Genomic DNA, 11,600 nt, shown 5'->3' on the forward strand with positions numbered 1-11,600 from the left:
GGAAAAGGGGACGGAGGGGATTAAGTCGTTTATGCCCGGCAGTGCGCTTATGCCGAAAACGACTTAATCCCCTCCGTCCCCTTTTCGCATGGCAAACACATTGGCGGTCATAGGCTGGCTCGGTTCCAAGGGAGGTTGTCACCGCAGCACATTCGGGGGGATCCGGGATGGGTAGGAGTGGCACGGACCAACACAGCCGGCGGGTGCCGATGACCCGTGGGCTGGGACTGCGATTTGCGTTGCTGACGGGCATGGCGATCGGGCTGGTCGCCTTGTCCGCCCTGATCCAGGAGCTGCAGGCGGCGTCCACGGCCTGGATTGCCGGGCAGGGCTACTGGTCGCGGGGGCAGCAGGATGCGACCGCTGCGCTCAGCCGCTATCTGGCGCGCGGCGACGCACAGGACCTGGACGATGCGCGGCAGGCGCTGCAGGTGCCCTTGGGCGACCTGCAGGGGCGGCTGGCACTGGAGCAGGCTGAACCCGATGAGTCACGGGCCCGGCAGGGCTTCCTGCAGGGCGGCAATGCCCGTGCCGATGTACCGCGGTTGGTGTTCTCGTTCCGCTATGCGCGCGATCTGGGCGCTTTCCGCGAAGCAACCGCGCTGTGGCGGCAGACCGATGGCGACCTGATGGCGGTGCAGAATCTGGTCGCGGAGCTGCAGCGACGGCATGCCGGAGGCAGCTTGCCGGTGGCCGATCGCGATCGCTACCTGCAGCAGCTGCGGGATCTTGATCGACGCCTGCAGGTACAGGCGCAGGCGTTCTCGCAGGCGCTGCTGCGGATGGCCACGATGGTGCGGGTGGCGACGCTGATGGTCGGCGGCCTGTCGGTACTGGCGATCAGCCTGATGGCGGTGGCCCTGGCGCGTCGCGTCGGCAAGGACCTGACCGAGCACGAGAGCCGCTTCCGAGCCGCGTTCTACCAGGCCAACGTCGGCATGCTCAAGCTCGACACCGATGGCAAGGTGATGGAAGCCAACCAGGCGATGGCCGATATCCTCGACTATCGCCGCGACGTGCTGCTGCAGATGTCACTGGGTGATCTGCTGATGGAGGGCGAACTGGTCATCGATGGCGTGGGCCGCATCGACTGGGACCGGCAGCTGCGACCGAGCGAGCTGCGCTTCTGCCGCCGCGATGGCAGCCTGGTCTGGGGGCGCTGGAGTGGTACCGGCGTGCGCAGTGCCGGTGGTGGGCTGTCGGTGTTTGCGATCATCGAGGACGTCAGCCAGAACCATGCACTGGCGCGCGAGATCGAGCATCACGCCAGCCACGATCCGTTGACAGGTCTGATCAACCGCCGCGAGATCGAGCGGCTGCTGGAACGTTCGCTGCTGCAGGTGCGCAGCGAGGGCGGCACGCATTCGCTGTGCTACATCAACCTGGATCACTTCAAGCTGGTCAACGACAGTTTCGGCCACGCTGCCGGTGACCAGATGCTGCGCAGTTTCGCCGACTACCTGGTGGCAGCGGTGCGTGATGGCGACTGGGTGGGCCGGCTCGGTGCCGACGAATTTGCGGTGTTCCTCGCCCATGCCGGGCAGGACGAGGCCAAGCGGGTACTGCAACGGGTAATCCGCAACCTGGGCCAGGCCACGTTCCCGATCAGCGAGGGCAGCCCGCAGTTGAGCTGCAGCATCGGCGTGGTCGAGGTCAATGCCGAGGCGCCGGACGCGAACTGGTTGATGAGCGCCGCCGACAGCGCCTGCTATGCGGCCAAGCAGGCCGGCCGCAACCGTGTGCACTGCTTCAACGAGAACCGCCTGGCGCTGGAGGAGCGGCGCCAGGAAGCCGAGCGCCTGCAGGGCGTCAGCCTGGCGATGGCCGAGAACCGCATGCTGTTGTATGCACAACGCATCGCCCGGGTGGGGGATCCGTCCTACCTGCACTACGAAGTGCTGGTGCGCATGCGTGGTACCGATGGCAGCCTGCACCTGCCCGGCCAGTTCATGCCGGCCGTGGAGCGCTATGGCATGGCGGTGGCGCTGGACCGGCACGTGCTGGGGCTGCTGTTTCGCCACCTGCAGGTCTGCCCGGCACACGTGCGCCAGCTGGGGCTGTGCAACGTCAATGTGTCTGCGCAGTCGATCGCCGAGCCCGGCTTCCTTGCCTTCGTCTGCGATCTGCTCGAGCGCAACCGCGCGCTGGCCTCGAAGCTGTGTTTCGAGATCACCGAGACCGCGGCGATCAGCAACCTCAGCCAGGCCCGCGCTTTCATCGATGCGGTGAAGGCACGCGGCTGCCGGATGGCATTGGACGATTTCGGCTCTGGCCTGTCCTCGTTCGGCTACCTGCGCCAATTGCCGGCCGACATCCTGAAGATCGACGGCACCTTCGTGCGTGACATGGATACCGACCCGATCAGCCACGCCACCGTGCGTGCGATCAGCGAGCTCGGCCGCGAGCTGCAGATGGAGGTGGTGGCCGAATGGTGGAGACCGCCGAGGTGGCCGCCGCACTGACCCGGCTTGGCGTGCAGGGGCTGCAGGGGTATGCGATCGAGCGACCGCAGCCGCTGGAACGGATGACCCTCAGTGACCTGAGGCCGGTGCGCCTGGTGGCGGTGAAGGGGCCTCCGGCAGCTGGCTGAACGGCCGGTGGCGACTTTGGTCTACACATGCGCTGCGCGCCCGGCTGCGATAATGCGCGCCAGGGGCGACGCGCAGTGGGCGCGGACGTAAGCAGGAACAGGATGTGGCGTGGGCGTCAGGCAGTGGCGGTACGAAACAGGGACGCTGCTGGTCGTCCTGCTGATGGGAGTGCTGTTTCCCGATCCGGCGCACGCGCGCATGGCCGAGGCCGGCCGGGATTTCCTGCTGGTTGGTGCACCTACGGATGAACCGACGCCGCATCGTGGCTGCACGCCCGCGATGCTGGCCGGGCCACGCGAGCAGGTAGAGGTATCGGCGCCTCCCGGGGGCTGGTCGGGGCAACCCCAGGCCCTGGATGTGTTCAACGTGTTCGCTGGCGAAGTGCGCGTACAGCATGGCGACCGCGAGATCTGCGGCAACATGCACGATGCACGCACCCGTGATTCGCGCTTCCGTGCCGGCATCGGCCTGGTGGCGGTGCCGGCGGCTGGCAGCCATGAGCCGTTCCTGGTGTCGTGGCAGGCGCCGCTGAAGGCGCGCTGGGTGCCGACGTTGCGGCTGGGTGCGCCCAGTCCGGTCCAGCAGAACGATACCGCCCGCCTGCTGGTGCGCGCGGCGTGCATCGCGGTGGCGATCGCGCTGGCGCTGTCGGCATTGATGGCTTACCTGACCACCCGTGACCGCAGCTTCCTGGTCTACATCGGCGCGACGTTCGTGGTGGTGTTGTGGCAGGCGATTCTTGGCGGCTTGAGCGGCTACCCCGAACCCTGGCTGCCGGTGGGGGAGCGCGGCGCATGGTGGCTGCTGGCGCTGACCGCTGCGACCCAGGCGCTGGTACTGCCTGCTCTGTGGCGCCTCAACGGCGGGGACCGCCTGCTGCCACGCTCGCGGCCGGCACAGCAGGGCGTGCTCTGGGGCCTGCTGGGGCTGGCCGCGCTGGTGCCGTGGCTGCGCTGGGAAACCCTGGCGCTGGTCGCGGAGGGCCTGCAGCTGAGCTTCATCCTCGGTTGCCTGCTGTCACTGGCCGCCGGCATACGGGCGTGGTTGCGTGGTGACTGCTGGGCGCTGGCAGGCCTGGCGGCGCTGGTGCCGCTGCTGGTGATGATCGCCGCCGATGCCAGCAGTGCGGGGTGGCTGCTGGAATACCGGGTGGAAGCGCTGCAGCTGTCGGTGACCTGGCTGCTGATGATGGCCGCCTATGCCATGAACCAGCGGCTGGGCCGACTGCGCCAGCAGCGCGATGAACTGCGCCAGCTGGCCGAAACCGATGGCCTGACCGGGCTACCCAATCGCAGGGCCGGCCTGCAGCAGCTGGCCCGCCACCTGGCGCAGGTCGACCGTGAGCGCGGCCCGCTGGTGATCGGTTTCCTGGACATCGACCTGTTCAAGGACATCAACGACCGCCATGGCCACGCGGTGGGCGACCAGGTGCTGGTGGCGGTGGCGCGCGCGCTGCGCACGGCAGTGCGCAGCCAGGACGAGGTGGTGCGGATGGGCGGCGAGGAGTTCCTGCTGCTGATGCCGGGCATGCCGCGCGAAGCGGCGTCGGCCCGGCTGGATCGGCTGCGCCAGCGCATCATCGAGGCCGGCCAGGCATTGCAGGTCCCTGGGCTGGAGGTCACAGCCAGCATCGGGCTGGCACAGTGGCGGCCGGGCGAGGATGATCTGGCCGCGCTGCTGCGCCGGGCCGACCATGCCATGTACGTGGCCAAGCGGGCGGGCCGCAACCGGGTCTTCGATGGTGAAGAACTCGATCCACCCGTGCCGGAATGAAGCGCAGCGGGCGGCGATGCCGGATAATGGGCCGATGACCACCCGACTCAACAAACATATCGCCGACACCGGCTTCTGCTCCCGCCGCGAGGCCGATCGCCTGATCGCCGCCCGCCGGGTCACCGTCAACGGCCACCCGGCCGGTACCGGCGCGGTGGTGGGCGAAGAAGACCAGGTGCTGGTCGACGGCCAGCCGCTGCGCGCGCGCGTTGCACGCAAGCCCGGTACCCGCCGCCACGTCTACATCGCGCTGAACAAGCCGGTGGGCGTGACCTGCACCACCGAAACCTCGGTCAAGGGCAACATCGTCGACTTCGTTGGCCATGAGCAGCGCATCTTCCCGATCGGCCGCCTCGACAAGGAGTCGGAAGGGTTGATCCTGATGACCAGCAACGGCGACATCGTCAACCAGATCCTGCGCGCCGAGAATGGCCACCAGAAGGAGTACCTGGTAGCGGTGAACAAGCCGGTCACCGACGAATTCCTGCGTGGCATGGCCCGCGGCGTGCGCATCCACGACCAGATGACGCTGCCGTGCAAGACCTCGCGCATCGCCAAGTTCGGTTTCCGCATCACCCTGCAGCAGGGCCTGAACCGGCAGATCCGCCTGATGGCTGCCGAGTTCGGCTATCGCGTGACCCAGCTGCGCCGCGTGCGCATCGACAACATCAAGATCGGCGCGCTGAAGCCGGGCCAGTGGCGCAACCTGACCGAGCAGGAACTGCAGGGCCTGCTGCCGAAGCAGCTGGACTGGTAACGCGAGGTAGTGCCGGCCGCTGGCCGGCTGCACCAGGCATCGGATGAGCGCGGGGTGCCGGCCAGCGGCCGGCACTACCCGTTGTGCGGATTGCGGACCGGCATCGGCTAGACTCCGCAGTGACCTGCCGGAACGTGACGCTGCATGATCAAGCCCGACAAGCCTGCCAACGAAGCCCTGCGGCTCGAGGCGCTGTACCGCTACCGGATCCTCGATTCGCAGCGTGAGAAATCCTTCGACGACCTGGTCGCGATCGCCAAGGCGGTGTGCGGTACCTCGATGGCGGCGGTGACCCTGATCGATGTGGAACGGCAGTGGTTCAAATCGATCCAGGGCATCGACGCGGCGGAGAACCTGCGCAGCGATTCGATGTGTGGCCACGCCATCCTGCAACCGCAGGAAATCATGGTGGTGGAGGACGCGTTGCAGGACGTCCGCTTCCATGACAACCCGGTGGTGACCGGCGACCCGCACATCCGCTTCTATGCCGGCGCGCCGCTGATCAGTTCCGATGGCCTGCCACTGGGCACGCTGTGCGTGTTCGATGAGCATCCGCAGCACCTGCCCAGCGACAAGGCCGAGGCGCTGGCAGCATTGTCGCGGCAGGTGATGCTGGTGATGGAGCTGCGCCGTTTCGCGCTCGACATCCAGAAGCACATGCTGGAACGTGATGATTACGAGCGCCTGCTGTCGGAATACCAGGACGTGCTGCTGGCGCAGAATGCCGACCTGGCCGAGCAGAGCCGCACCGATGCGCTGACCGGCCTGCCCAACCGCCGCGCGATGGCGGTGGCGCTGGAAGAAGCGGTTGCGGTGGTGGATGATCAACCCGGCGTCGCCTGCGTGGCGCTGCTCGACATCGACCATTTCAAGCACATCAACGATTTCCAGGGCCACGCCACCGGTGACCGGGTGCTGGCCGAGCTGGGTGTGCTGCTGCGCTCGCACTTCGCCGGCCGCGGCATGGCTGCGCGCTACGGCGGCGAGGAGTTCGTGGCGGTGATGCCGTCGACCGACCTGCACACGGCCGAACTGCAGTGCGAGTTCCTGCGCCTGGCGGTGGCCGACCTGCCGCTTGGATTCCCGGTCACGGTCAGCATCGGTGTTGCCCAGCACCAGCCAGGTGAAAGTGTGGATGACACGCTGGCCCGTGCCGACAAGGCGCTGTACCGGGCCAAGGGCAATGGCCGCAACCGGGTGGAACGGGCGGGCTGAAGCCCCCCAGGTAGATCCACGCCACGCGTGGATGAAATATCCATTCGAACGCCGTGCGCGTCGCATTCCCTGCGATCCACGTGCTGCACCATGCCGTTCCTGTTCCCACGGACGCCGACCATGCTGCAGACCCTGGCCATCGCCCACTACCGCTCGCTGCACGGGTTGGTGTTGCCGCTGCAGCAGCTGAACGTGGTCACCGGCGACAACGGTAGCGGCAAATCCAGCCTGTACCGCGCGCTGCGCCTGCTGGCGGAGACCGCGCAGGGCGGCGTCGCGGCGGTGCTGGCCCGGGAAGGCGGCCTCGCTTCGGCGCTTTGGGCGGGTCCGGAAAAAATGGACCGTCGGGTTGCTGCCGGCGAAATCCCATTGCAGGGCGGCCCACGGCAGGAATCGGTGGGATTGAAGCTGGGCTTCACCACCGACGAGTTCGGCTATGCCATCGACCTGGGCTACCCACCGCCCAGCCGTTCGGCCTTCGCACTGGACCCGCAGATCAAGGCCGAGGCGATCTGGGCCGGGCCGTTCCTGCGCAGTGCCAACCTGCTGGTCGACCGCCGTGGTGCAATGGTGCGGCAACGCCATGCGCATGGCTGGGATCTGGTTGACGAACACGTGTCACTGTTCGACAGCCTGTTCACCCAGGTCGGCGATCCGCAGCGCATGCCGGAGACCATCGCCCTGCGCGAGTACATCCGCCGCTGGCGCTTCTACGATCATTTCCGCAGTGATGCCGACGCACCGGCGCGACAGCCGGCGATGGCCACACGCACGCCGGTGCTGCATCACGACGGCCGCGATCTGGCCGCAGCGTGGGTGACCATTCTCGAGATCGGCGATCCGGGCGCACTGGCACGCAGCGTGGACGATGCTTTCCCGGGTGCCACGGTCAGCTTCGAGCCGCTGGATGGCCGGCTGGGCCTGCGCTTCCACCAACCCGGCCTGCTGCGGCCGTTGTCGATGGCCGAGCTGTCCGACGGCACGCTGCGCTTCCTGCTGTTGGCCGCTGCGCTGCACACGCCGCGCCCGCCGCCGCTGTTGGTGCTCAACGAGCCGGAGACCAGCCTGCATCCCGATCTCCTGCCGGCGCTGGCGCGGCTTATCATCGCCGCCAGCACACGCAGCCAGGTATGGGTGGTGTCACACGCCAGCCGCCTGATCGCGGCGCTGGAACAGGCACCCGGATGCCACTCGCTGCACCTGCAGAAGGAACAGGGACGCACGCTGTTGAGTGGGCAGGGCCTGCTGGATGCACCGGCATGGCATTGGCCGCAGCGCTGACAAGGCGATTCGCACCCTGCGCGGATACGCTCAGTCGGCGATGTTGCGTGCTTCCGACGTACCGAGAATCTCCGGGTGCTGCACCGGCTTGCGGCGGTTCAACAACGGGTGCAGGAACACGGCACCGACGATGATCGCCACGCCCAGATAGAACCACGGGGTCACTTCGTGCTGCTCGCGCAGCAGCACCACTGCCAGCAGTACGGCGTAGACCGGCTCCAGGTTGGTCACCAGCTGCACGGTGTAGGCGCTGAGGTGACGCAGTGCGACCAGTGCCAGCGCGAACGGCAGCAGCGTGCAGAGCCCGGCCAGCACCAGCAGCAGGATACCGTCGTGCAGGTTCGGGACCACCCACAGCGGGCTGGCCAGCGCCGGCAGCAGGTAGGGCATCAGCGGCGCCAGCAGGGTCAGGGTGAGGGTACCTGCACCCAGTTCCAGTGCCGTGACCGTAAGCGGATCAGCGTGGCTGACCATGCGCTTGTTGAGCGAGCCGAACACCGCCACCAGCAGCGCCGAGATCGCGCCGATCAGAACGCCCAGGCGCATGCCATCGGGTACGCCACCGACCACCAGTGCAACACCCGGCAGCACGGCCAGGCCGAAGGCGAGTTCACGCAGCTGGAACGGCCGCTTGGCCACCCAGGGTTCGATGATCGAGGTGAACACCGGTGCCAGCGCGATGCAGGTGGCAGCCACCGAAGCGTTGGCCAGTTTCACCGCACCGTAGAAGGTCAACCAGTGCAGGGCGACCAGCGCGCCGATGCCGGCATAACCGGCCACCAGTCGCAGTGGCAGGGTACGCAGCCCGCGCCAGACCCGCGGCAGCAGGGCCAGCATCGCTGTCACCAGCAGCATGCGCCACCACACCAGCGGCAGCGCGGGCAGGGTGATCAGCTTGCCGAGGATGGCGGTGACGCCCCACAGCAGGACACAGAAGTGAATCTGCCACAGCGCTTTGCGGGTGTCGGGTGTGCTCATCCGCCTATTGTGAGGCAAGGCGGCGCCCGTCGCGCATCGGTTGTGCTATGCGCCGCCGTCCACGTGCCGCTGTAGCGTGATCGCCGCCGCCGGGTTGTGCGCTTTGGCCGCGCCTATGCACAGCAGGTAGACCTCGCGCGGTGTTTCCGGGGCTGCCGTGGCGAGGCAGGGCAGGTCGGCCACCGGCTCGCCGCGTGACCAGCGTCGTGCGCGCTCCGCCCATCGCTGCTGCACCGGGGCCGGCAGGCCTCCGTTCAAGCGTGCCTGGCTGCGCTTGATCCGCGCGTAGACGAAGCCGGCACTGACATCACCATGCAATGGCGCCTCGTCGCTGTCCTCGATCACCAGCGCCACGCCATGGCGGCGCGCGGCGGCGACCAGTGCCGGGCCATGTGCTTCGGCGTTGCGGACCTCCAGCGCATGCTGCAGCGTCACGCCGTCCAACTGCTTCGGCAGCTGTGCCATCAGTGCGCCCAGCGTTTCGGCATCGGCCGGATGGCGTGGGTCGAACTGCCACAGCAAGGGGCCAAGCCGGTCACCCAGCGCGAGCGCCGCCTGCAGGAACGGCGCTGCAGCTTCCACGGTGCTGGACAGGTCGCGACGTTGCACCAGGTAGCGCGGCGCCTTCATCGAGAAGCGGAAACCCTCCGGCGTCTGCGCCGCCCATTGCGCGCACTGGGCGGCAGTGGGTGTGCGGTAGAAGGTGCCGTTGATCTCGATGCAGCGCAGCGCGCGGCTGGCATGGGCCAGTTCCTCGCGTTGCGGCAGGCCCGGCGGATAGAACATGCCACCGCGCCATTCGGGAAACACCCAGCCACCGATGCCGCAGCGGATCGCGGCCTGCGTTGTTGCAGCCATCACTGGCCGTGGTCCGCGCGCCACGGGTCGTAACTGCCGAACCACCACAGGTAACCTTCCGGGTCGGCACAGGCGTAGCCACGGCCACCGTAGTCCTGGTCGGCAATGTCGATGACGATACGGGCACCGGCAGCCTTGGCCCGTGCGTAATGCGCGTCAGCATCGGCAACGATCACGCAGGCGCTCTGGGTCTGGCGGCCGCCGACCTCGTCCGGCATCACCGCCAGCTTGGACCATTCGCCGCTACTGCTGCTCGAGCCGAGCATGATCATGCCGTTGCCGTATGTCAGCTGCGCATGGAACACCGTATCGCCGTCGGCATACACCGCCTGGACGTGAAAACCGAAGGCGCGTTGCAACCACTCGATGGCGGCCTGCGCGTCGCGGTAGCGCAGGCACGGAATGATGGTCGACCCGTTGCTCGGTTGTCCGTTCTCGCCCATGACACCCCTCCTATGGCACAGGGCAGGCTGCGCCCGGGGCCGTTACCATCGCGCGAAACCCTGGTGACGGCCTGCACATGGCCGCCACCCCTGTTCGGAGATCGTGCTGGATGAAAACCTGGATTGGAGGAGCCGTGCTGCTGGCGTGCACGACCATGGCGAATGCTGCGACCCCGGAGCAGCTGCAGGACCTGGATGCCACCGTCGAGCGCGTGCGCGCACAGTTCGACGTGCCCGGCATTGCCGTGGCCGTGGTCAAGGATGGCCAGGTGGTGCTGGAACGCGGCTGGGGTGTGCGCGAGCAGGGCAAGTCGGAGCCGGTGCAGGCCGATACCCTGTTTGCCATCGCTTCCAATACAAAGGCGTTCACCGCTACTTCGCTGAACCTGCTGGCAGAGGACGGCAAGCTGAAGATGGACGACAAGGTGATCGACCACCTGCCGTCGTTCCGCATGTCCGACCCGTTCGTGACCGGCCAGATGACGATCCGGGACCTGCTGTCGCACCGCAGCGGCCTGAGCCTGGGCGCCGGTGACCTGCTGTTCTGGCCGACCACCTCCTACAGCAACGCCGAAGTGGTGGAGCGTCTGGGCAAGGTGCCACTGAAGGGTGGGTTCCGCGAAAGCTACGCCTACGACAACATCCTGTACGCGGTCGCCCAGCAGGTGATCGAACATGTCTCCGGCATGAGCTACCAGCAGTTCCTGCAGACCCGCATCTTCGACAAGGTGGGCATGGCCGGCACGCGCTACAACGCCGATCACCTGAAGCCGGGCGACAAGGCGGCGGTCGGCCACGCCAAGTACGATTTCAAGGACCTGCGTACCGTTGCACCGCTGACCTGGTCGAACAACGCCGGCGCCGGTGGCATCTATTCCAGCGCGCACGACATGGCGCGCTGGATGCAGGTGCAGCTGGCCGAGGGCAAGCTGGCCGATGGCACGCAGCTGTTCAGCGACAAGAGCCAGCAGCAGATGTGGCGGATGATCACGCCACAGTCGATCCCGGCGTCGAGCGTGCCGGAGCTGGCACCGGCGCGGGCCAACTTTGCCGGTTACGGCGAAGGCTGGAGCCTGAGCGACTACCGCGGGCAGAAACTGGTCTGGCACACCGGTGGCTGGCCGGGCATGGTTTCACGGCTGACTCTGGTGCCGGGCGAGAAGCTGGGCGTGGTGGTGCTGACCAACCAGGAAGTGGGCGCAGCGTTCAACGCGATCACCCTGAGCGTGCTTGATGCCTATCTGGGCGGCGAGAAGCACGACTGGGTGGATGCCTATGCCAAGGCCGTGGCCAAGGGCCAGGACAAGGCCGACGAGGCCTGGGCCAAGCACCAGGCGGCGCGCGACAAGGGCAGCAAGCCGTCGCTGGCACTGGCTGGCTACAGCGGCACCTTCCGCGACCGCTGGTACGGCGACATGCAGGTCAGCGCCGAGGGCAAGGGCCTGCGCCTGCGCTTCATGAAGACCGCGCAGCTGAGCGGCCGGCTGGAGCATTGGCAGCACGACACCTTCATCGTGCGCTGGGACGACCGTTCGCTCAACGCCGATGCGTTCGTGAACTTCAGCCTGGACCCGGACGGCAAGGTGCGCGAGGTGCGCATGCAGTCGATCTCCGACCTGACCGATTTCAGCTTCGATTTCCAGGACCTGCTGTTCACCCCGGCAACGTAAACCGATGCGGTCCAGATGATCGGTAGCGCCGGGC

8 protein-coding genes and 1 pseudogene are annotated in these 11,600 nt (G+C 67.4%); 6 read left to right on the forward strand and 3 right to left on the reverse strand.

Annotated elements, in window-relative coordinates:
- The first annotated feature begins 167 nt into the window (after nt 1-167).
- The 5 genes and pseudogenes from AC3ITW_RS06655 (at nt 168) to AC3ITW_RS06675 (ending at nt 7,617) form a co-directional block, all read left to right on the forward strand.
- Nucleotides 168-2,590, forward strand: a pseudogene (locus tag AC3ITW_RS06655) (putative bifunctional diguanylate cyclase/phosphodiesterase).
- A gap of 109 nt (nt 2,591-2,699) precedes the next feature.
- On the forward strand, nt 2,700-4,364 hold the full coding sequence (locus AC3ITW_RS06660) for a sensor domain-containing diguanylate cyclase (RefSeq protein WP_489390165.1): 1,665 nt from the start codon (nt 2,700-2,702) through the stop codon (nt 4,362-4,364).
- A gap of 34 nt (nt 4,365-4,398) precedes the next feature.
- A complete protein-coding gene (locus AC3ITW_RS06665; RefSeq protein ID WP_012510490.1) occupies nt 4,399-5,121 on the forward strand; it encodes a pseudouridine synthase in 723 nt (240 codons plus the stop codon).
- A 144-nt stretch (nt 5,122-5,265) separates the two neighbouring features.
- The gene (locus AC3ITW_RS06670; RefSeq protein ID WP_489390166.1) at nt 5,266-6,336 is read left to right on the forward strand and encodes a sensor domain-containing diguanylate cyclase; all 1,071 of its coding nucleotides are present in this window, start codon (nt 5,266-5,268) and stop codon (nt 6,334-6,336) included.
- A gap of 120 nt (nt 6,337-6,456) precedes the next feature.
- Complete coding sequence (locus tag AC3ITW_RS06675) at nt 6,457-7,617, forward strand: AAA family ATPase (protein WP_489390351.1); 1,161 nt, start codon at nt 6,457-6,459, stop codon at nt 7,615-7,617.
- 30 nt (nt 7,618-7,647) lie between these two features.
- Here the strand turns inward: AC3ITW_RS06675 and AC3ITW_RS06680 are convergent, their stop codons facing one another.
- From AC3ITW_RS06680 to AC3ITW_RS06690, 3 genes are read right to left on the reverse strand one after another with little or no spacing between them, the layout of a single operon-like run.
- Nucleotides 7,648-8,595 carry a DMT family transporter gene (locus AC3ITW_RS06680; RefSeq protein ID WP_100434323.1) on the reverse strand — a complete coding sequence of 316 codons (948 nt, stop codon included), beginning with the start codon at nt 8,593-8,595 and terminating at the stop codon, nt 7,648-7,650.
- Between the two features lie 45 nt (nt 8,596-8,640).
- The gene (locus AC3ITW_RS06685; protein WP_100434324.1) at nt 8,641-9,453 is read right to left on the reverse strand and encodes a DUF72 domain-containing protein; all 813 of its coding nucleotides are present in this window, start codon (nt 9,451-9,453) and stop codon (nt 8,641-8,643) included.
- A complete protein-coding gene (locus tag AC3ITW_RS06690; RefSeq protein WP_100434325.1) occupies nt 9,453-9,896 on the reverse strand; it encodes a VOC family protein in 444 nt (147 codons plus the stop codon). The genes AC3ITW_RS06685 and AC3ITW_RS06690 overlap by 1 nt, the downstream gene beginning before the upstream one ends.
- 110 nt (nt 9,897-10,006) lie before the next feature.
- Here AC3ITW_RS06690 and AC3ITW_RS06695 point away from each other — a divergent pair, with 110 nt between their 5' ends.
- Entirely contained in the window at nt 10,007-11,566 is a 1,560-nt protein-coding gene (locus AC3ITW_RS06695; RefSeq protein ID WP_489390167.1) for a serine hydrolase, read from the forward strand.
- The last annotated feature ends 34 nt before the right edge of the window (nt 11,567-11,600 follow it).

It is taken from the genome of Stenotrophomonas sp. KH_052 (assembly GCF_057838755.1).

Coding starts and splice junctions, on each gene's coding strand:
- AC3ITW_RS06665 (WP_012510490.1), top strand. CDS start 4,399: ATGACCACCCGACTCAACAAACATATCGCCGACACCGGCTTCTGCTCC.
- AC3ITW_RS06670 (WP_489390166.1), top strand. CDS start 5,266: ATGATCAAGCCCGACAAGCCTGCCAACGAAGCCCTGCGGCTCGAGGCG.
- AC3ITW_RS06675 (WP_489390351.1), top strand. CDS start 6,457: ATGCTGCAGACCCTGGCCATCGCCCACTACCGCTCGCTGCACGGGTTG.
- AC3ITW_RS06680 (WP_100434323.1), bottom strand. CDS start 8,595: ATGAGCACACCCGACACCCGCAAAGCGCTGTGGCAGATTCACTTCTGT.
- AC3ITW_RS06685 (WP_100434324.1), bottom strand. CDS start 9,453: ATGGCTGCAACAACGCAGGCCGCGATCCGCTGCGGCATCGGTGGCTGG.
- AC3ITW_RS06690 (WP_100434325.1), bottom strand. CDS start 9,896: ATGGGCGAGAACGGACAACCGAGCAACGGGTCGACCATCATTCCGTGC.
- AC3ITW_RS06695 (WP_489390167.1), top strand. CDS start 10,007: ATGAAAACCTGGATTGGAGGAGCCGTGCTGCTGGCGTGCACGACCATG.